A 20,185-nucleotide genomic window follows, 5' to 3' on the forward strand; every position below is an offset into this window, starting at 1 on the left:
TAAATAGTAAGATCATTAAAGAGAAGACAGGCTTTATTGCCTAGCAGATTCAAGCCTGTCTCATATAACTATTTTATCTACTTAGCTGGTTCTAATAAACTAAACGTAGGTAAGCGCCATTTAAAGCGTATTGATGCCATACGTATTAAGTATCCCGCAACTAGGCTTACAATAATGCTTATGTTGTCGTCAATATTGTAATGGTGCAGCGCTAAGTATAAGCACGCTACAATTAGCGATACGCTGGCATACAACTCGTTGTGCAATACCAACGGCGCTTGACGACATATTAAATCACGCAGTAACCCACCAAATACGCCAGTAACAACCGCAGCCACAACACAAATACCATAGTGCAAGCCCATATTTAGCCCCACTTGACAGCCAATAATACTAAAGGCAGCTAAGCCAAGGGCGTCTAAGCGCATAAATATGCCTTTAAATTTAACTACCCACTTAGCAAGCCATGTAGTAACAATACCTGCAATACAAGTAATTAATAAATACTCTGGGTGCTGTACCCACGTAAGCGGGTAATTGCCTAGTAATATATCTCGTACGCTGCCACCGCCAATTGCCGTTGCACTGGCTACTAGCACTACGCCAAACCAGTCCATTTTCATTCGTCCTGCGCTAAGTGCGCCAGTCATGGCTTCTGCTGTAATACCAATAATATAAACAATCGTTAATAGCATGAGATAATCACTTGAAATATGTGCGTAAAAATAAAGGAGTGATTGTATAGATAAATGAGCTAAAAAACGAATGAGAAATCATACTAAAAAAGCTTAATTCAGATAGAAATAACTAATGACAAAATACAGTGTAAACAGCCTGTTAAGTCACTGTAGAGCTGAGGGTTAATTATTAAAATTTAAAGGACATTTATCCGTTAGCCATAAAATAAAGCTGGTTGATTTTTTACTTGGTTTTAGTCCTATGAGCATTTTTAGAGCACTAGTTTTAGCGCTTTAATTAATAGCTAAATTTAATAGTTAAGTTTAATTATTAAGCTTAATAGATAGAGCGTGAAATTAACGCAATATGAATAAATAGTTGCATGGTTTTAATTTAGGAACGTATAATAACAAGTGTTAACTAAATGAAACTAGCGTAAAACGCAGTTTAAGCATTACAGGTTATTAAGGCACACATATGCACAAAGGATTGTTAAAGTCGTGGAAAACAGATAAAGGTTTTGGTTTTATTAAATCAGACACGCTAGAACACGACACATTTATACACATATCAGCGCTCAAACACATGAGCCGCAAGCCAAAAGTTGGCGACACCATTTACTTTGAAGTAGCAACGCAGCCTGACGGTAAAACCAAAGCAATTAATTGCCGCATAGAAGGCGTTGCAGAGCTTAAAGCCCCTTACCAAAAACACAGTAACCAGCCGTACCGTATGGCTAAATCTAACTTTGCCAGTAGCTTTTTAGGTAAAGTTGCCTCAATTGCTCTAATTGCTGCACTTTGTTTTTATGCGATTAATAAATACAACGCTCACTCAAGCAGCCAAACACCCATTATCACCAATGATGATTTAGCCGCCTTTGATGAACAATATCCGAAGCTAGTTACTCCTAAAAGCACGCAAAATTTTACGTGTGATGGCAGGCAGCACTGCAGCCAAATGAACTCGCGAGCGGAGGCTGTATTTTTTATTAATAACTGCCCGAATACAAAAATGGATGGCGATAGAGATGGAAAACCTTGTGAGAGGGATACGCGGTTCAAAACTGAGTGGTAATTTTATAATTCGTTTAGTTAAAGGTTGGGTTGAAAAAAATAGAATTAATAGCTGTGTATAAATACAGCTATTTGCAATTTGTCCCATAACATTATTAAAAGTCGTTTTGTGGTGTTATAACCCCCAAAAGGTGTTCAATAAGCTGTTAGGGAACATTCTAATATCAAATATCGGAGTATAAATTGAAATTAAGAGAAGCAATAAGCACTTTAGGTCCAGATCAAGCTATTAATACGGCTATGCTAATAGCTCAACAATACAATATAAATTGGAATGACGGAATTGGTGATGTCTTCTATGTTATTGCAAATGATCTTGAAAGAGTTCCTGGGAATATTGGTGGTAACAGTGACAATGAGAGTTCGGCTATTGAAAAATGGATTCGTAAATATGAAGCAGGTAGGGCTTCATGTGCGAGCATGAGAACCTCTAATTTACCAGGAACTATTGCAGACCCAATAATTGAGCAAATTATCGGAGCAAGAATAAGTAGGTTAAATCGAAATGATTTAAATTTAATTACATATGCACACCGTCTTGGTATGTCCGCTGAGAATATTTTAGGGCTGATACTGGAAGAGTACCTATCTGTCAATCTACGTGATTTTGGTTGGCATTGTGCTTGGGGCGAAACAGTTAAGTCTGTCGATTTTGTTCATGAATCAGGTCGATTGTTGCAGATTAAAAACCGTAGTAACTCTGAAAATAGCTCAAGTAGTGCCGTAAGGAATGGTACTGAAATAGAAAAGTGGTTCCGTATTAGAGCTAATACAGGACAATATATGTGGGAAAGTTTAAATTTTATTTGTGAAACCACCCATTTAAGTGAGCAGGAGTTTTCAAATTTTGTGAGGGCAACTATCTCGTCAAACCCTGGTTGTCTTGCAATAGAGCTAAGCAACCCCTGGATTTAGACGAGAAAACTAGACTTTAGCTAGAATTAGCTAAAGTCTAGTGAACTTTGTTCACATTCCTTTTCATGTGATTGTACAAGCTTTTCAAATTGTTTTTTCCAGTCAACGTCGCTTGTATTTTTATATCTGGAGTATTTGAAATTAGTAAAATTAGCAATTTCATTTCCATTAAGTAAATTAATAATATGAGTCCCTACGGCATTTCCCATACTTATTGGAACAGCATTTCCAACTTGTTTATATTTCTGAATTATAGGGCCAGCTAAATCCCAATCATCAGGGAATTCTTGAATTCTTTTATACTCTTGAATAGATAGCGGTCGATCTTCAATAGGGTGTGCAAGATCTGTTGCTGGCATTGCTGGATGAGTGACTAGGGTTGGTGAAGGCCTATCCCAGTTCAGCCGTCTTAAAAACCCTGTTTTTCCACCGCCAGAATAAAAAGATTTACCCATTGCTTCTTTTTGTGTTTCGATAGGCAAGTTTTTCCAATTTTGACCAGAAGAAAGCATTCTATAATATTTAAGCCTTTTTTCAGGAAAGGTTAAATGATCATGTTCTTGAAGATCGATAATCGCAGGTTTAACAGTATTCCATTTCTGCAACCCGTGTTCTCCAGTTTCTGAATGAGTTGGTACTAAATATGGTGGCTTACTCCCATCTCTAGAACAAATAATAATTACTCGTTCTCTTATTTGAGGAGTTCCAAAGTTAGCTGAATTGTATAAGTTGAAAGAATAAGAGTAACCAGAACTCTCTAGTCTATTAATAATAAAGTTCAATGCTCCACCTTTTAACTCATCTAATTCAAGTTTAGGGAAATCTAAACCTCTCTTTTCATGAGGACGGTGCTCCATAGGGCATGATAAAAGCCCACGTACATTCTCAATTACAAAAAACTTTGGTCTCAACTCTAATGCGAGATCAATGTACTTTAGAAATACGTTACCCCTTTCATCATTAAGCCCTTTTCTTTTTCCTGCAGTACTAAATGCTTGGCAAGGCGGGCCACCCATTATTAAATCTATATCTTCATCTTTGTTCAATCCAGCTGCCAATCTAACTTCACTGGCACTATATTCATTAATGTCAGTTAGCAAAGCAGTATCAGGCTTATTTAAAGCAATAGTTTGCCTACAATATTTATCTACTTCACAAGCAAGTCTTACATCAAATCCTGATTTCTCTATTCCTAAATCTAACCCCATTGCACCAGAGAAAAAGCTTAGTGCAATAGGTTTCCTGCTTTTCTTATTAACATTATATGCTGGATGATCTTCTGCAATTGTATGTGCAGTGCGGAGCCCATATCTATTTATGCTTTCAGCATTTATAATCCATGAATTTCCAAATTTTCTGGATTCTATTTCACTTTGGCGACATAATGTTCTAACTCTTTGTTCGCTAATGTTTAGTTGCTTAGCCGCATCTTTAATGCTGATTTCGGTACTCATTCAGAGTTTCCTTTTCGAAACATATAATAAGTACCATTATAACTGTGTATAACAACAGGTCAAGCCTAACAATAGAAAGTAGAATTAACAGGACACCCATTCTAGTAGAATTAACAGTGACACCGAGATAACAGTGACACCCATCCTAAATTTTACAATTAAGCAGACACACATCTTAATTTTTTGCACTTTAAACGCAAAACATCGGCGAATTAGCATCTCTAATACACGCCGATGTTTATACTTTATTTATGCAGGAAATTAATTAGACACCCATCTTAAATTTCAGCTTAGTCAGCAGTGCAGAGCAAGTTTTCGGAGTATTAAAAAATGGACTTTGTTATATGCTTAATTTTATTTTTATTGTTCTATATTTTAGTCAATTATATCCAAAGCATTATTGGGTATTACCCTAAACTAGCTAGAGAATATAAAACGGATTTAATTATTTCTGATTCCTCACTTTTAAAATCAAGCAGTATGTACTTGACGAATGTGGCAGATATTTCTCGTGAGAAAAACAGTGAATATCGGACTTGGCTAAATATCAAATCATTTCAGCAAGGTATATTTATAAGCCAAAAACGGATGTTGATTCTACTATTTCCCAGGAGTTTTTTAATTCCATGGGAGCAAATTAGTTTAATAAAAGAAAAAACTAATTTTCTTAAAAATCAATATCTTTATAAAGTCGAATGTAAAAAAGAACCTGTTTATATCATTACGAAATTCGATTTATTAAAAAGCGTAAGTAACAAGAATTTACGAGAATAAATGAAGTCAAATTTTGACTTCACACACCAAAGCTTAACTGAGTTAAATCGCTTTGATATAAGCCATTATCCTCTCTAAAAGCGAAGCGCCTCATAGCCTCTTTGTGAATTAACTTTAGATTACTAAGAGGGAACAAACTAGGGATGCGCTAAGCGTATACATTAAACGTAAAACATCGGCGAATTAGCACTCTAATACACGCCGATGTTTAAACATTATTTAACTTAATACCTTACTAATAAGGTATTTAGCCTCAGTCTTGTTTACGGTTAAGGCTTATTAAACATATCGCTAAAAGTAACGTTGCAATCATGCCCGAAGCACCAGCAACACCTGATGGCATAAATCCATCACGGCCAAAGATGATTAATATAGCATTGGCAAACATAGCAACCAAACCAGCTAAGGCAGTAAGCCCTCCAATCGCTTTGCCACCTTTAGCGATAAAAGACAGGCCAAACAAAAAATTAACAAGACACCCACTCTAAATTTTGCACTTTTCGAAGTTAGAGGCTAGCCTTTGTTTAGTGCAAAAAACGAGCAGGGTGTCTTATGGCAATTGCAAGAAAGCGTCAAGTAAGTTTAGTTGATACAAAGTACTACCACTGCATCTCACGTTGCGTACGCCGTGCATTTTTATACGGTGAAGACCACTTTACGGGTCAATCTTACGAGCATCGACGAGGGTGGGTTAAAGATAAGCTGCTTGAATTAGCGAAGGTATTTTGTATTGATGTATGTGCTTATGCCGTAATGAGTAATCACACCCATTTAGTACTGTATGTAGATGATAAGAAAGCAAACAGGCTGAATGATAAAGCGATTGTTATTCGCTGGCATAAACTCTGTAAAGGCACATCGTTAACGCAAAAATATGTACAAGGTGAAAAGCTAAGTAAAGTTGAACTCATCTTTTTCAATCAAACGGTTAAACAATACCGCGAACGCTTAGCAAGTATCAGCTGGTTTATGCGGCTATTAAATGAAGATATTGCGCGCAGGGCAAATAAAGAAGATAACTGCACAGGACGATTCTGGGAGGGTAGATTCAAATCGCAAGCATTACTAGATGAAGCAGCACTTGCAGCCTGTATGGCCTATGTCGATTTAAATCCCATTAGAGCTAAAATGGCTAAAACACCAGAAGAATCAGATCATACAAGTGCCCAACAACGCATAACACACGCAGAAGAAGGTAAACAACCAAAACAGTTACTACGTTTTGCAGGCATGCCACGTCAGATTATGCCTAAAGGGCTGCCGTTTGAACTTAAATCGTACCTTGAACTTGTTGAGTTAACAGGGCAAATAATAAGAGAGGATAAACGCGGGCACATTGATAGTATGAACCTTCCTTTGTTAGAAAGACTTAATATATCCCCCGAAAACTGGTTAAAACTCACCACACAATTTACGCGCGCATTCCATGGTGCAGTAGGTAGGCCCACTTCACAAGCAAGTTACTGTGAAAATTTAAAGCGTAAACGGCGCTCAAATATCAGTAATTGCGAAAAGCTACTCGCATAAAATTTAAGCTACTCAGTAAAACCATTCAGTAAAAAGTTAAAACTGCATTATGCAGTTATTTTCATGCGTGTAATTTAGTAGGTTTGTGCAAAAAGCAAGCAGGATGTCTTATTGCAATCGCAAGAAAGCGTCAAGTAAGTTTGGTTGATACAAAATACTATCACTGTATTTCACGCTGTGTTCGTCGCGCATTTTTATGTGGAGAAGACCGTTTTACTGGTCAATCTTACGAGCATCGACGAGGGTGGGTTGAAGATAAGCTGCTTAAAATTAACAAGACACCCAATCTAAATTTTTTATTCAAAAATTAATGCTTAAGTTTTTTTATGCGTTAACGACTAGTTATGCATTTAGTAAGTATTACAAACAACAAAATGGTATTCATAATTTATGAATACCATTTTAATGTTCAGTAAAAGCTTATTTAAACTACTTACCTCAACTGCTTATAATAGAAATTTAAAGTCTACGCGTAATACTCTCGTCTGAGTTTATTACTTGTAAAGCTGCACTTGTGGCAAAACCACCCGCATCATCAAAGGTGACATTAATCCAGTTACTGCCTTGTAAAATGTCATGAGGTACAGGGATTTCAATCACGCCAAAGAAGCTTGCACGACCGTTACGGGTTTTACCGTTCTTTTGGTCATATCCTCTAAAGTCTTTTGGCACTGTTACCGTAACACCATTCACTTTTACAACTGGAACAAGAGACTTACCATGAGCACGCCCCATACCTAAGCGTAATACAGCTTCACCTTGGGCTCCCACTTCAACATTTTTAATATTAAATAATAAACTACTATTCGCCTTAATCGGCTTTTTATAAGTTGTTGCGTAATACTTTGTTTCTTGATTTACTTTATCAATGTTTATCTTGTTTTGATAAGTAATGGTCATAATCTTAGTACTTTCTTTCGGTAAAAATACGGTACCTGGCACACTCGTTAGGTTTTTAGTTTCCAATAACGCATGGTTATTATTATCGTAAGATAACGTTTTTATTTGAACTGATTTAACCGAGTTACCCGTAATACCCAATGCTTTCAATGAAACATCAGTATCTTCAAACTCTAAACTCGTCATGATGATGTGTGCTTTATTATTTTGCACATACGCATCAACCATTATATCTAAATCTGATGCCCAACTATCAACATGCGTACCTCGAACATTCGACCATAATTGATAAAACTTCACTAAATCAGTGTATACCCATTGTGTACCTGTTTGACCTGCTTTCTCAAAATTTTGACGCATTAAACGGTTTTCATATGGGTAACCGGTATCACCATGTCTACCCCATTCAGCTTTCACTGGAATAAATGGGATAGCTTTAGCAATAACATTAGGGCGTTCTAAAAATTGTGTTAATAACGCATTATAACCACGTAATTTTTCAGCATCGCGAACATGCGTCCATGGTTTATTACGTAATGCATGCACCGAAGCACCATATTCAGAGATTAATAATGGTTTAACTCGACCAAACTTAATCGTTGAATATTGCTCTAACATATCAAGGGTTGCTTCAACATTACTACCACGTCTATATTCTTCGCCGCGTGGGTGAGTAGGAAAATCATATAAATGAATTGAAAAAACATCCATATCTTTGCCTCCCGTGTCGATAAATAATTTATCGTTGTCTTCCCAGCGTTGGAAGTTATCCCAATCATAATTAGGGAATGCTGTGGTATATCCAGCAATTTTAACGCCTTTATTTAACTTTTCGTTATTTGTTTTACGAACTTCTTTAGCGACACTGGTGTGGTAACTAAAAATATCAGAAATAGGAGCTTTTGCTCTGCCATCTTTAGGATCGATATTAAGATCGTAAAGAGGTTCGTTAACTACCTCTATAAACGCAGGTTTTGGATGACCTACTGCAGTATTACTTTGCGCAAAGTAATTTTTTAAGAACTGGCCCATATAGTGACCTGTTGCTGTACCAAGTGGCTCTTGCGCTGTATCTGTTTGTGAGAAAGCCCAACCAGTATTGCCAATGTTAGTACCATCAGGATAATACGGGTGAACTTGACCTGCAACAACCATATTTTCTGATCTATTTTTAAAACGTCTACCATTAACGAATCTGGCCTGAGTGCTTTTTTCAAAGGTATTTACTGCTGCTTTCCCTAGAGTTGTTGCGGTTGATTCGTCAATAAAACCTGAACGGATGTTATCTTGTGCTTGACCAAAAAGTTGGTTTTTCATATACCCTGTATCACGACCAAAATATACGTCGTAACCTTTGATGAATTTTCCGATCAAATCATCTAATTCATTATTACCTTTGCTATCATCATTCCAATCATTTTCAGTTGGTGCTGAATGTAACGAAATAAACTTTTCACGATTGAAACTTTGAATATTACCGATACGATGTTTAGTATCTAAATTAACATCAACGTTAACTTTATTTGTAGCCGCTATTACATTACTTGTAAAAGTAGCTGTAAGTATTGGTAGAGCGATAATTAATGCTTTATATAGCATTGAATAATTTTTTTGCTTGTTTATCATATAGTATCTCGGATGTTTAGATGTTGTAATTATTTCCATATAAGAAAATCCTCTATTTCTTTTTTATCCTTTTTATTTCTTCCATTAATTTTTCTATTCCATCTGACATAAATCATTAATTAACAGCGATTTTTTATAATTTCAACTACTCGCTGTTAATTTATATTAATAATTAAAGTCAATATTTTAAATCTGAATAGAGCAATAAAACTTCTTTAAAAAAATAGCTCTATTCAATAAATACCTAGCCAAGATACATTGTAAACAATTAACTATCAACCAAAGGTGCAATTTACTCAGTATGCGTCACGACAAGAAAATATCAGCAATTACGAAAAGCTACTCGCATAAAATTTAAGCTACTCAGTAAAACTATTCAGTAATAAATCACAACTGTATTATGCAGTTATTTTCATGCGTGTAATTTAGGTTTAATAGGGCTAATTACTTATTTAACGGATGAAATAAAGTACCCAGCAATAAAAGATAAATTTTGAACTTGAAGAGCAAATTTAGTGTCACAGTTTTGTTTGTTCAATAAATGTGGCTGTCTAGTTTGGTCTGTTCCATAAAGATTGGCCTATTGAGAATACGCAAAACTAGCAAGAGACTTTAGATTGGGCAATTTTATAAGTTGTCCATGTTCTACAGGCTATTAAAAAGGCTGCTTAAATTAAGCAGCCTTTTACATTTAATGTTTTTGAGATTAACCTCAGAGGAAATAAAGAATTAATCTACTGAACGATTAATTTTTAAGGCAAGGAGTCTTCAATTGACAACAAAAAGAAAATTCATCCAAAGTATTCCTAATGAAATGGTAGATCCAATTACAGGTCTTAAAGCGAGTAATGAGACAGAGTTGAGCTCGTTATTGGCCTATCATCATGCAAATAGCTCTATTGACTGGGGTAGTGTTAACCTTTATTCAATTCCATATTTATCTGACAAACTTTGTTCTTCAGAATATATTAATTGCTCAACCCCATTTTATTGTGAATATCCTCTTTTTTCAGATTCAGAAACTGTAGATATATGGGGGCAGATGCCTGCAGATTTACTTTCGTTTTCTAAAAGCGAAAATACAATCGTGTTAATCGAAAATAAAATTGGAAGTAAATTTACAAGCGCTGGTACTCAGCTTATAAGGCAAGCAAAGTTCCTTGAGAAAAGTGGTTTTAAAAACAAAATATTGATAGTTCTTACTTCAGAGTTATTTTTGTCTAAAGGCTGGTATTTAAGTGAAATGCAGAATGTAATCGACAACGTTGAAGGTGTTAAAGTTTTTGCTATGAAATGGGAAGATATCTTCAATGCTATTGAATCTAAAGGTATTAATTAGGGAAATAAGAATCTAAAGGGGTCAAATGTTGACTTCATACATCAGAACATAAATTGGTTAAAAGGTTTTGATATTAGCTATTTTTACCCTCTAAAAGCGCAGCGCCTCATATCCTCTTTGTGAATTAATCTTAGTTTACGAAAGTAGGCATTAACTTGAGGTACGCTAGGCGAATGCTTTAAACATAAAACATCGGCGAATTAGAATATCTAATACACGCCGATGTTTATACTTTATTCAAATGAATAGCTTACTTGAAAGGTATTAAGCCTTAGTTTTGTTTGCGGTAAAGGCTTATTAAGCATATCGCTAAAAGTAACGTTGCAATCATGCCTGAAGCGCCAGCAACTCCTGATGGCATAAAACCATCACGGCCAAAGATGATTAATATAGCATTGGCAAGCATTGCAACTCCGCCTGCTAAGGCAGTAAGGCCGCCAATTGCTTTGCCACCTTTAGCGATGAAAGACAGGCCAAACACAAGTGCTGCTAATCCCAATAATAATTTAGCTGCGTAGTAAATCATGAATGACAAAGAAACCACGCCACTAATTAAAGGTTGTGCGCCTTCTACTGCACCCGCTACTTTTCCAAATGTAGAAAACAAAGTAAGGCCAATGCTTACCTGCACTATGTTAAGAATTGCGCTAAATGTTATAGCCGACCATCCTAGCTGAGAGTTTTGTGCTTGCACCATAGCAGAACCCGCAAAGGCAACAAGTAGAGTGAAAACCACGGCTTCTAGTCCCCATGCATACTGCCTTGAAAAACTAATTTCTGCACTGTAAAGGGCAGTAAAAACAGCCTGTGTTAACGCTAATACCAACAATAAAGATGCCGTAATTAGCATGGTGCGTTTATTCGTAAGTTCCATTATGTACCTCTTATAATTTTATATTTTATGCTTTTTAAAAAACTGTAATAGCTCTCATACTTGGGTAGAAGACAGGTAAAGCTATTTAATTATTTCACTCAAACCTACAAAAGTAATAATTAATAACAAATAGGCTCAAGCTACGGATTTTAATTAAAACTTAAATCGGCAAAGTCGTTGTGATTCAAGCCATTTATGCCTCTAAAAGCGCAGGGTCTCACACCCTCTTAGTGAATCAACTTTTAGATTACTAAGAGGGCATTTTACACGTATTCTAGCAATGGACATAAGTGACTTTGTAAAAGCCACTTATTGTAGTCAGGCAATGCTGTAAAATAGCTTAAAACCTACTTTGTTAAGATAGAAATATAAAGTGAGACCAATCACTTAACGCTGTGATAGTTTGTTCTGTAGGGGGCGCAACATAGATTAAACCTGCAATGGCAATAATTGAAGCTAGCGTAATTAACTTATTATCAAAGTCAGCTATTTTTAAAGCGGTGCCAAAAGAGCGTTTAATTCTGACATTACTTAAATCTACACTGTAAATTTCATCCAGCAATAAATGAATTAATCCGCCTAATAAAATAAACCCACCCGTTAACCAGGCAAAGACAGCTGCTTGTGTGGTTGATTGGTCATTCAGTTTCCATGTTACTTGAGTCGTTAATAGCGCGCATAACAGTATAAATAGTAAAGAGTGGCAACTACCTCTATGTACTGTGATCCATTCAAAAATTGGTCTAATAATATATTTCATAAATCCGTAAACCAATAATGGCACTACGATTAACTCGATAAAGCTAATTTCAATAATGAGCTCGGTGGTTATGTAATGCAGTACCAGTAATACAGCGCTCAGTGCAAATAAGTTAAAAATAGTATCGAGTGATGTTGAGTTATCTGAATCTATGTCGGGTAATAAGCCGCCAATTGAGCCTAAAAACCATAGCCAGAGTGCGCCGTTTAAATCAATATGGCCTGCAGATAATAAAGTGGCTGAACTTAAGCCGGTGATGATTACGGCAGTATTAAGATGAGTATTGAAGTTTGCCATTGTATCTCTTGATAGAAAAATAGGTTGGCATTCTATCAATTGAAAACTTAATTGTTCAATTTACTTTAAAGGTTTGGATGTAAATCTATGTTTTAGGGGTCTGGTTTATCACTTTTTACTAGTGTGGTTTTTTGTGGTCAATGAGGTAAGTTGTAATTGTTATTATAAAAATCAATAATAAGCGTAGTTATTTTAGCTTAGCATACTAAATGAAAGGTCACTTCTTATGAATCAAAATAGATATAAAGCATCGTTTCCTGCGCCTGACATTGGTAGTAACTATTTTGTCTCATCAACTTGGAGCAGTTATGGTTTCTGGGCTTTATTAGCACTGACTCCGCTCGCTCATTACATGATGTACTATACCGAAGATGGTTTAGCGTATGGGGAAGATTTAAACACTTTAGTGTATGTAATACTTGGTGCTATTACCTTGTTTGTTTTAAATATTGCAGCCCAATCTATATGTTGTTTAGGCAGGCTTTTGGCAGTGGTTTGCTTTAGCATTAGTCTGTTTTTTATATTATTGCTTATTTACCTCAGCGTATATTCACACTTCCCAATTGCTTATTTAGGTGTTATTTCGTATTTTGGGTTAGCGGCTTATTTTTATAATAAAGATTATTTGAAAGCCATAAATACGTTATAGCATTTACTATGTAGTTACTCATTCACGCCATCTAATTTTTTATATCGTCATAAAAGGCGACTTTTCCTCGGCCTGTTTCTTTTACGTGATAAAGGGTTTTATCACCGTTATGCATTAATTGGTGTAGTTCATTGCCATCATATGGGGCTACTGCAATACCTATGCTTGCACCTACTGCGCATGTTTTAGTGTTTGAAATACTAACCTGTTGTTGTAGCTCTTTAAGCAAAACAATAGATTGTTCACGCGTTGCTGCTTTGTGGTAGGTATTTACCTGTTGCGCAATTATAAATTCGTCACCGCCTAGGCGGATACAAATGTCGTTTTTTTCGTGGAAAAGTGTTTTAAATCTGTGCGCTGTTTCAATAAGCACTTTGTCACCGGCTTCGTGGCCGTAGGTGTCGTTAATGGGTTTAAACTTATCTAAATCAATCATCATTAGTACTAGGTGCTGATTGTGTTTAATACACTCGCGCAGCGCTTTTTTAAGTCGTTTTTCGCCGGCTCGACGATTAAGTAAATCGGTAAGTGGGTCGTGATCGGCTTCAAAGCGGGTTTGAAATTCGCGTTCGGCGCGCTCAGTTACATCATGTAAAATTACTTCAACTAAGTGTTCTTGTTGAACGCTTCGCTTTGTTTCACGTTGCTCTGTTAATCTAACAAATAAACAGTGCAGCCAAATGGTTTTATGGCCCACTTTACACTCTATATCTAGGGTTGCTTGTGGTGGGTTTTTATCACAACGTATATCTGCAAGTAGGTTTTGTAATTCATCAACGTTATTTAACAGAGCAGGAAAGTGCAAGGTTGATAACTCTTCTTCGCCGGGTACGGTAAAGTAATGTTTAAACGCGGGATTAAAGGTGGTGATAATATTTTTGTCATCTAATAAACAAATACCGGCGCTGGCTTGTTCAAAAATAAGTCTAAATTTAGCTTCTAGTTCTTGAGTTTTTTTACGAAGGGATTGCTCATTACTAATGGTTAGCTTTAACTCATGCATTAAGGCATTTATACCTTGCGTCAGTCTGCTTATTTCGTCTCGCTTACCTTGCTTAAACTCTAGCATTGTCATGGTTTCGGGATTGGTAGGATCAATTGTCGCAAAGCTGTCTGTTAGGTTTTGAATAGGCTGAGTGAGCCATTTGCGTACAACCAGTGACACAAAAAAAGCGATGACGATTGATTGAATCAGCATTAAAATAAATTCTTTTATAAGTGATGACTGTGCTTGTTGTTCAATAAAGTTATCGTCGGGGTATATGGCCAGTACACCTATAAAAGTGTCTTCTATAAAGGGGTGAACTAATTTAATTAAAACAGCTTCTTTTTTCTTGTTAGTAGAGCCACTTGCAATAAATAAATCCATTTCTCCTTTTGGGTTTACCTCTCCTTCTAAGCTTGCGCCTTGCACTAAGTCGTTACTTAGCAAGCCATTAATAATTTCTTGGCTTAATTCACGATCGTTTAGGTAGGCTGCTATAGCGGCTGTTTTTCCCATTGTTTGTGCTAACTGCTGCACGAGTAGGTAATTGGTGTTTTTCTTTTCTTTAAGACCCGAGTAATAAGAAAGTGTTGACGACACTAACGTTACTACAATGGCGACAATAGCGATTGATAGAGCAACGCGTACGTAGAGTGCTTGGCTAATTTTTATCAAATGTGTATACCACTTTTACTGCGTCTGTAACCTGCGATTGAGGAATATAACCAATTGCAAATTGTGATGCAGCTATTTTGTTTAACGCGTCTTCAACGGATGTTGACGGTGATGGGGGCTTTGCGCGCCCTGAAAATAATAACCTTGCCCAATAAGCATTAATTTTTTGCTCATTTTTGTTGACCAGTTGCAGGTAAAAATCATTTTTTAATGCAGATTGCGCCGGTAAATCAAGTGGCTTAGAGGTTTCACCATCAGGAAACGTTAAATAGCGACCCATATAAATATCGATGACTTCGCGTTTGGATAAAGCGTTAATTGTATTGTTTTTATTTACCACCACTACAAACTCTGTAGATTTGGCATTAACACTAACAAGAAGCAGGCAAAGCGGCAGCAACACATAAAGGAGTGAGTTACGATAGCTCATCATTGTTAAAACACCATACTAGCGTTCAAACTTAGCATATGTACTTTGTGGCCTTTGTCTACATCTGCAGGATTACTAAGACTCCATAAACCCGCACCTTCGGGCTTTATATCAAAGCGGTCTAGTTGAGCTTTTAGCGCTAATCGCTCCGATAGTTGCCATTTTACACCTATGTTAATTGAATGCTGATGAACATAAGGCACCTTAATAGCAGCTTGTGTTGCAAATGCTAGTTGTTGTATTGGCTCTGAAATTTGATCGGGTATGCCTGGTGAAAAAACAGGTTCGTTTACTTGTATAACATCGTGACGATTTTTGGCTGCAGAAAAGCTCGTGTAAAATATTGCATTATTTACCCTATAACCAGCGCTAATATAAGTATTGAGTACTGATGGAGCTATTATCCAATCGGATTCCGAAATACCTACTTCAGATTGAATAAGCCAATTATTATGATCGTAGGTTAGTCCAAATGCCGCGTATTCTATACTGTGGCCTTTGGTATTAAATTTGTTAGATATCGTTTGTGCTTGTGGCCATATACTTTGTGGTACTGCGTCTAGTAAGGCTAAAAACTCATCCAATGAGGTTAACTTATAGCCACCAAAATCAGATTTAGATAAAGAGAAACGTGCGGTCCATGCGTCAAGTGAATAGGTTACACTAAAGGTGGTTAAATTATCAAAATCAATAAAAAAGTCGTCATTATCGGCTTTTAACTTTGCTGTAGAGCTTCCATATGCGAGCTTTAAACGTAAAAAACCTTCATCAATGGCTTTACTGTATTCAATATCCACACCGTCGTAATTTCCTGCAATGTTTGCAAAAGAGTAGTATTCATGAGGAGGGCGGATCCACAAATAGGCGTATCCTACATAAGGATATTCAGAGAGTAAGTAAAGATCGCTGTTTAGCCTGCCAGCACGAATAGCCCAATGGCGCGAGGGGCGATAACGAATAAAAGCGAGTTCTAAAAAGTTATCAAGACTTTTGAAGCTATGATCTTGTACTACTACTTGAACCACAGAGTCCCAGTTTTTTGAGAGCGAGATATTAGCTTGCCCACCTAAAATTGAATCACGCGTTACTGAAAAACCGGTATCGTTTTCGTTTAAATAATTTGATGCAAAGCCGATATCTGAATCGTCAGTGTAACTGAGTGTTAAAGATGCAAAACCACTAAATTGCACGTCTACTTCATTTGCATCGCTTTTATTAGCAGCAGAAATTACCAATATGGCTATGGCAATTGTACCTCGGAACAACATGTTAGCGCTTATTTTTATGATATGGATAATAAAAAGATAGCACATTTTTTAAAATTACCAACTTACTCGACATAAGGTTTTACCAAAGGCGTTAGCATGGCAAAGCTAAAAAAATTACACTCTTTATGCTTGGTTTATAATTTACGTTAAATTGTAAATAAGCACACATAACACCATCCTAAATTCCATATAAAAGGGGTAATTAAAGTTGCTTTAATTTTTACCTCCTAAAGTAATAATTTATTAACTAAGTAACCTATTAACTAAGTAACCGTAATTATCTTATTTGTTAATTATTGCGATGTTATATTGTTGCAATTGGTATTTGATATAGTATAACATACACGCCATCTAATTTTCCTAAATAGAGTTTGAGTGTGACAACACCTACCGCGATTAATAAAACACCAACAATTGCCCCTAAAACTTTTGATAAACAACTTAGCAATGCAGACGCCGTCCTAAGTGATGCGATGATTGAAGTGAGTTCTTTAAATTTTAGTATTAAAAATAACGCTATTTTAAAAAACTTAAGCTTTAGTGTGGCTGCAGGTGAGGTTTATGCGCTACTTGGTGGTAATGGTGCGGGTAAATCAACCACGTTAAAAACGCTACTTGGGTTTAATAAACCAACCGAAGGCTCTGTAAAAGTAGCGGGTAAAGAGGTGAGTAAAGCGCTTGATTTTGTGCGAGGTAAAACAGCGTATTTGCCAGAGTCGGCTACGTTATATCCGCATTTAACTGCTCGTGAAAATGTTGAATATTTTTTATCACTCGCTGATATTAAAAAATCAGATGAGCAAATTAACGCGGCTTTTAATCGAGTTGCATTGCAACACGATGCATGGGATCGCCACATGCAAACTTATTCAAAAGGTATGAGGCAAAAAACAGCAATTGCACTTGCGATACTGCGTGAAGCACCCATTTTTTTACTTGATGAGCCAACCTCTGGCCTTGATCCTGTTGCTATTGATGAATTTAATCAACTTGTACGTGAGCTTGCATTAACGGGTGCGACTATTTTAATGGTTACCCACGATGTATACGGTGCCTGCCAAGTCGCTAATCGAATTGGTTTACTTAAAAACGGTGAGCTGGTGGGAGAGTTTGATGCGCCCCAAAGTGGGCGTATTGATACCGAGCAAGTACACGCTGCGTTTGGGCATCACGCTAAAAGAGGTGCTTAATGAGTATAAATAACTTTTCAAAGGTGGTGATTGTTGCCAAAGATGAGTGGCGTTATTGGCTTCGCTCAAAATTAGCAATGACCGTGCTTGCTATAGGTTTGGTGCTCACGCTTGCTTCGGTAATTGTAACGGCTATTACCATGATGGAGCTAAGCCATGCTCGTCATGAGTTACAAACAACAAGCGATAAGAGCTTTGTTGATCAACCCGACCGCCATCCACACAGAATGGTGCATTACGGGCATTATGCATTTAGAACGCCTTCGCCACTTAGTACGCTAGACCCTGGTATTGACGCTTACACAGGCAACTCTATATTTTTAGAAGGGCACAGACAAAACAGCGCAATGTTTGCAGATAGTCGCCAAGGGACTGCATTAACTAAATTAGGCAGTTTAACGCCTGCATTTATTGTGCAAACACTCGCACCGTTATTATTAATATTAATTGGCTACAGCGGTATTAGCCGAGAGCGCGAATCGCAAACGCTTTCTTATTTGTTATCGCAAGGTACATCGGGTGTAACGCTAATTGCAGGTAAAGGATTGGCGCTACTTTCTGTTGTGGGCTTAATTTTAACTCCGCTTACGGTATCGGCTTTATTTACGGTTGCTGCGGGCGAAAGCTTACTGGCAGTTGTAAGTTTTGTTGTTGGCTACGCTTTATATTTAACTGTGTGGGTATTACTGATTTTACTGGCATCGAGCGTGTTTAGTAAAAACAGTGGCAGCTTTACCGCACTTGCCTTTGTGTGGATTTTACTGTGTATTGTTATGCCACGCGTAGCAAGTACCAGTGCTTCAACGGCTGTGCTATCTGCCGGTAAAATAGAAACAGACTTTGCTGTAAAAGCACAACTTAGAAAATTAGGCGACGGCCATAACGCAAACGACCCTGCCTTTATGCAATTTAAACAATCACTTCTTAAAAAGTACAACGTTAAAAGTATAGATGAGCTACCCGTTAATTTTAGAGGATTAGTAGCCAGCGAATCTGAAGCAAAATTGACTAACGTACTAAACAAATTTGCCGAGCAACGTATGCAAGCTGAGCTTAAACAAACGAAGGTATCTCGTTATTTTGGTTGGGTTTCACCTATGGTGGCTATTCGGTCGTTATCGATGATAGTGGTAGGAACGAGTATTGAAACTCATCACCGCTTTTTGCGTGAAACCGAACAGTTGCGTTTTGACTTTGTGCAAGGGCTTAACAAAGTTCATGTAGAAAAGCTTAGCTACCAAGACGATATGAACCGCAATGCCAGTACCGAAGCGACTAAGCAGGCTCGTGTAAGTGCACAAAATTGGCAAGTACTGCAAAACTTTACTTTTAATGTAGATAACGCACAAGTGAGAGCGCAGCGAAGTATCCCTGCATTTTTACAGTTATTTATTTGGATTGCAGTGCTGTTAGGCGGTATTAAATTTGTAGGGAAGCGTTTGTTATGAGTTATGTATTTTCACAGCTAATTCGTGAATGGCGTTTTTTACTTCGTCAAAAATATTTAGTGATATTACTAGCATGTACATTTGCTATATCGGGGTTTGCAGTTTTCAGCGGCCTTAGTGAAGTAAGCCAGCAACAACATACTATTGAGCGTTTAAAAACGGCTGATTTAACTGAATTAGCTAACGTACAAAATAAATACAGTGATGCTGGTTCGCTTGCCTATTACAGCTTTCATTTAACGTATTCAGCACCTTCAAATTTAGCGTTTGCTGCTTTAGGCGAGCGCGATATTTATCCGTGGAAACACCGCTTAAATTTACTTGCCCTAGAGGGGCAAATTTACGAGAGCGATTCACAAAACGCAGAGCTAGCGCAGGTAGGTAAAATTGATTTTGTATTTGTAATTAGTGCATTAGCACCGCTGATAGTTATTTTATTATTTCATGATTTATTTGCTAATGAGCGAACAAGCGCCAGGCATGACTTATTAGTGACTACGGCTAAGTCGTACTTTGCATTATGGGGGGCGCGTATAGCTGTAAGGTTGATAGCAGTAATAGTGTGTTTAATGTTGCCATTTTATTTAGGTACATTTCTTAGTCATTCGGCCCTTGCTGATGTGGGGTTTGTTACTTTTATATGTGTAATTTACATTGCGTTTTGGACTTTGCTCAGTGTGTGGTGGGGCAAAAATGCCAACAGTGCGCCGCGTGTTGCTTCAACATTAATCGGTTTTTGGGTGTTAGTTGCCTTTATTATTCCTATTTTAGGCGATTTAGTTATAAACAAAACTGTTCACTCACCAAAAGGCGGCGACATTGTGCTTACTCAGCGTGAGGCGGTTAACGATGCATGGGATTTACCAAAGAAAACCACAATGGATGCTTTTGTAGCGTCAAATCCACAGTGGAAAGATCATGTTGATATGCAAAGCGAGTTTGAGTGGAAATGGTATTACGCATTTCAGCAAGTTGGAGACGAAAAAGCAGGGGAACTTTCGCATGCTTATCGTGATGCAGCGCACACAAAGTATCAACTAGCAGGGATTGTATCGTGGTTTTCACCACCACTATTGCTACAACGCAGTTTTACCCGATTGGCGAGCACTGATGCTTTAGCTGCATTTAGATATGAATACCGTATGCGAGGATTTCATAAAAGTTTAAGGGAGTTTTACTACCCTTGGCTGTTTATAAAAGGCAACCCACCTAAAGCTGCGCTTAAGAGTATACCTAGCTTTAAAAAAACAATGCTTAATGAAACGGATGAGCCTGACGTTACAGGCGTTAAGCTAAAAGAAAATTTATGAGTCAACTAAT

General features: G+C 37.1%; 17 protein-coding genes and 1 pseudogene. 9 read left to right on the forward strand and 9 right to left on the reverse strand.

The annotated features are described in order from the left end of the window. Positions 1–77: 77 nt before the first annotated feature. On the reverse strand, positions 78–695 hold the full coding sequence (locus I6F54_RS07870) for a trimeric intracellular cation channel family protein (protein ID WP_165742095.1): 618 nt from the start codon (positions 693–695) through the stop codon (positions 78–80). Between the two features lie 460 nt (positions 696–1,155). Between I6F54_RS07870 and I6F54_RS07875 the strand changes: the two genes are divergently transcribed. Together I6F54_RS07875 and I6F54_RS07880 are read left to right on the forward strand one after the other, a co-directional pair. Next, positions 1,156–1,755 carry a cold shock domain-containing protein gene (locus tag I6F54_RS07875; RefSeq protein WP_197140634.1) on the forward strand — a complete coding sequence of 200 codons (600 nt, stop codon included), beginning with the start codon at positions 1,156–1,158 and terminating at the stop codon, positions 1,753–1,755. Between the two features lie 182 nt (positions 1,756–1,937). After that, positions 1,938–2,669 carry a SinI family restriction endonuclease gene (locus I6F54_RS07880; RefSeq protein ID WP_197140642.1) on the forward strand — a complete coding sequence of 244 codons (732 nt, stop codon included), beginning with the start codon at positions 1,938–1,940 and terminating at the stop codon, positions 2,667–2,669. Between the two features lie 26 nt (positions 2,670–2,695). Here I6F54_RS07880 and I6F54_RS07885 read toward each other — a convergent pair whose 3' ends face one another. After that, positions 2,696–4,123 (reverse strand): DNA cytosine methyltransferase, encoded by a 1,428-nt coding sequence (locus tag I6F54_RS07885; protein ID WP_197140644.1) that lies wholly within the window; start codon positions 4,121–4,123, stop codon positions 2,696–2,698. Positions 4,124–4,453: 330 nt separating this feature from the next. On the opposite strand from I6F54_RS07885, the gene I6F54_RS07890 reads away from it, so the two are divergent. Then, positions 4,454–4,897 carry a hypothetical protein gene (locus I6F54_RS07890; RefSeq protein WP_024598369.1) on the forward strand — a complete coding sequence of 148 codons (444 nt, stop codon included), beginning with the start codon at positions 4,454–4,456 and terminating at the stop codon, positions 4,895–4,897. 253 nt (positions 4,898–5,150) lie between these two features. Here the strand turns inward: I6F54_RS07890 and I6F54_RS07895 are convergent. Further along, a pseudogene (locus I6F54_RS07895) lies at positions 5,151–5,372 on the reverse strand (thiamine biosynthesis protein ThiC); the annotation flags it as partial. A gap of 77 nt (positions 5,373–5,449) precedes the next feature. Here I6F54_RS07895 and I6F54_RS07900 point away from each other — a divergent pair. Then, positions 5,450–6,424 carry a transposase gene (locus I6F54_RS07900; protein ID WP_197140646.1) on the forward strand — a complete coding sequence of 325 codons (975 nt, stop codon included), beginning with the start codon at positions 5,450–5,452 and terminating at the stop codon, positions 6,422–6,424. A gap of 459 nt (positions 6,425–6,883) precedes the next feature. On the opposite strand, the gene I6F54_RS07910 is transcribed toward I6F54_RS07900, so the two are convergent. Beyond that, positions 6,884–8,950 (reverse strand): hypothetical protein, encoded by a 2,067-nt coding sequence (locus I6F54_RS07910; RefSeq protein WP_197140648.1) that lies wholly within the window; start codon positions 8,948–8,950, stop codon positions 6,884–6,886. A 772-nt stretch (positions 8,951–9,722) separates the two neighbouring features. Between I6F54_RS07910 and I6F54_RS07915 the strand changes: the two genes are divergently transcribed. Beyond that, positions 9,723–10,289 (forward strand): PD-(D/E)XK nuclease family protein, encoded by a 567-nt coding sequence (locus I6F54_RS07915; RefSeq protein WP_165742165.1) that lies wholly within the window; start codon positions 9,723–9,725, stop codon positions 10,287–10,289. 271 nt (positions 10,290–10,560) lie between these two features. Here I6F54_RS07915 and I6F54_RS07920 read toward each other — a convergent pair whose 3' ends face one another. Both I6F54_RS07920 and I6F54_RS07925 read right to left on the reverse strand, forming a co-directional pair. After that, on the reverse strand, positions 10,561–11,163 hold the full coding sequence (locus I6F54_RS07920; protein ID WP_197140650.1) for a thiamine biosynthesis protein ThiC: 603 nt from the start codon (positions 11,161–11,163) through the stop codon (positions 10,561–10,563). Between the two features lie 355 nt (positions 11,164–11,518). Next, entirely contained in the window at positions 11,519–12,220 is a 702-nt protein-coding gene (locus I6F54_RS07925; protein ID WP_165728657.1) for a metal-dependent hydrolase, read from the reverse strand. A 226-nt stretch (positions 12,221–12,446) separates the two neighbouring features. Here I6F54_RS07925 and I6F54_RS07930 point away from each other — a divergent pair, with 226 nt between their 5' ends. Then, entirely contained in the window at positions 12,447–12,869 is a 423-nt protein-coding gene (locus tag I6F54_RS07930) for a hypothetical protein (RefSeq protein WP_165728656.1), read from the forward strand. 31 nt (positions 12,870–12,900) lie between these two features. Here the strand turns inward: I6F54_RS07930 and I6F54_RS07935 are convergent, their stop codons facing one another. Genes I6F54_RS07935 through I6F54_RS07945 form a run of 3 tightly spaced genes read right to left on the reverse strand, consistent with a single transcriptional unit; the run spans position 12,901 to position 16,227 of the window. Continuing rightward, positions 12,901–14,529, reverse strand: coding sequence for a sensor domain-containing diguanylate cyclase (locus I6F54_RS07935; protein WP_197140652.1), 1,629 nt, complete (start codon positions 14,527–14,529; stop codon positions 12,901–12,903). Next, on the reverse strand, positions 14,516–14,962 hold the full coding sequence (locus I6F54_RS07940) for a hypothetical protein (RefSeq protein WP_165728654.1): 447 nt from the start codon (positions 14,960–14,962) through the stop codon (positions 14,516–14,518). The genes I6F54_RS07935 and I6F54_RS07940 overlap by 14 nt, the downstream gene beginning before the upstream one ends. Before the next feature lie 2 nt (positions 14,963–14,964). After that, the gene (locus tag I6F54_RS07945) at positions 14,965–16,227 is read right to left on the reverse strand and encodes a hypothetical protein (RefSeq protein ID WP_165728653.1); all 1,263 of its coding nucleotides are present in this window, start codon (positions 16,225–16,227) and stop codon (positions 14,965–14,967) included. 473 nt (positions 16,228–16,700) lie between these two features. On the opposite strand from I6F54_RS07945, the gene I6F54_RS07950 reads away from it, so the two are divergent. Genes I6F54_RS07950 through I6F54_RS07960 form a run of 3 tightly spaced genes read left to right on the forward strand, consistent with a single transcriptional unit; the run spans position 16,701 to position 20,175 of the window. Further along, positions 16,701–17,417, forward strand: coding sequence for an ABC transporter ATP-binding protein (locus I6F54_RS07950; protein WP_165726101.1), 717 nt, complete (start codon positions 16,701–16,703; stop codon positions 17,415–17,417). Further along, positions 17,417–18,865, forward strand: coding sequence for an ABC transporter permease (locus tag I6F54_RS07955; protein ID WP_197140654.1), 1,449 nt, complete (start codon positions 17,417–17,419; stop codon positions 18,863–18,865). Before I6F54_RS07950 ends, I6F54_RS07955 begins: the two co-directional genes overlap by 1 nt. Next, complete coding sequence (locus tag I6F54_RS07960; protein WP_197140656.1) at positions 18,862–20,175, forward strand: DUF3526 domain-containing protein; 1,314 nt, start codon at positions 18,862–18,864, stop codon at positions 20,173–20,175. Before I6F54_RS07955 ends, I6F54_RS07960 begins: the two co-directional genes overlap by 4 nt. Positions 20,176–20,185 lie beyond the last annotated feature (10 nt).

The organism is Pseudoalteromonas sp. SWXJZ10B (assembly GCF_015864475.1).
GTDB classification, from domain to species: Bacteria; Pseudomonadota; Gammaproteobacteria; order Enterobacterales; family Alteromonadaceae; genus Pseudoalteromonas; species Pseudoalteromonas arctica.

Bases quoted from the DNA above. Each gene is read 5' to 3' on its own strand.
- I6F54_RS07870 (WP_165742095.1), bottom strand. From the start codon at position 695: ATGCTATTAACGATTGTTTATATTATTGGTATTACAGCAGAAGCCATG.
- I6F54_RS07875 (WP_197140634.1), top strand. From the start codon at position 1,156: ATGCACAAAGGATTGTTAAAGTCGTGGAAAACAGATAAAGGTTTTGGT.
- I6F54_RS07885 (WP_197140644.1), bottom strand. From the start codon at position 4,123: ATGAGTACCGAAATCAGCATTAAAGATGCGGCTAAGCAACTAAACATT.
- I6F54_RS07890 (WP_024598369.1), top strand. From the start codon at position 4,454: ATGGACTTTGTTATATGCTTAATTTTATTTTTATTGTTCTATATTTTA.
- I6F54_RS07900 (WP_197140646.1), top strand. From the start codon at position 5,450: ATGGCAATTGCAAGAAAGCGTCAAGTAAGTTTAGTTGATACAAAGTAC.
- I6F54_RS07910 (WP_197140648.1), bottom strand. From the start codon at position 8,950: ATGATAAACAAGCAAAAAAATTATTCAATGCTATATAAAGCATTAATT.
- I6F54_RS07920 (WP_197140650.1), bottom strand. From the start codon at position 11,163: ATGGAACTTACGAATAAACGCACCATGCTAATTACGGCATCTTTATTG.
- I6F54_RS07925 (WP_165728657.1), bottom strand. From the start codon at position 12,220: ATGGCAAACTTCAATACTCATCTTAATACTGCCGTAATCATCACCGGC.
- I6F54_RS07930 (WP_165728656.1), top strand. From the start codon at position 12,447: ATGAATCAAAATAGATATAAAGCATCGTTTCCTGCGCCTGACATTGGT.
- I6F54_RS07940 (WP_165728654.1), bottom strand. From the start codon at position 14,962: ATGATGAGCTATCGTAACTCACTCCTTTATGTGTTGCTGCCGCTTTGC.
- I6F54_RS07945 (WP_165728653.1), bottom strand. From the start codon at position 16,227: ATGTTGTTCCGAGGTACAATTGCCATAGCCATATTGGTAATTTCTGCT.
- I6F54_RS07950 (WP_165726101.1), top strand. From the start codon at position 16,701: ATGATTGAAGTGAGTTCTTTAAATTTTAGTATTAAAAATAACGCTATT.
- I6F54_RS07955 (WP_197140654.1), top strand. From the start codon at position 17,417: ATGAGTATAAATAACTTTTCAAAGGTGGTGATTGTTGCCAAAGATGAG.
- I6F54_RS07960 (WP_197140656.1), top strand. From the start codon at position 18,862: ATGAGTTATGTATTTTCACAGCTAATTCGTGAATGGCGTTTTTTACTT.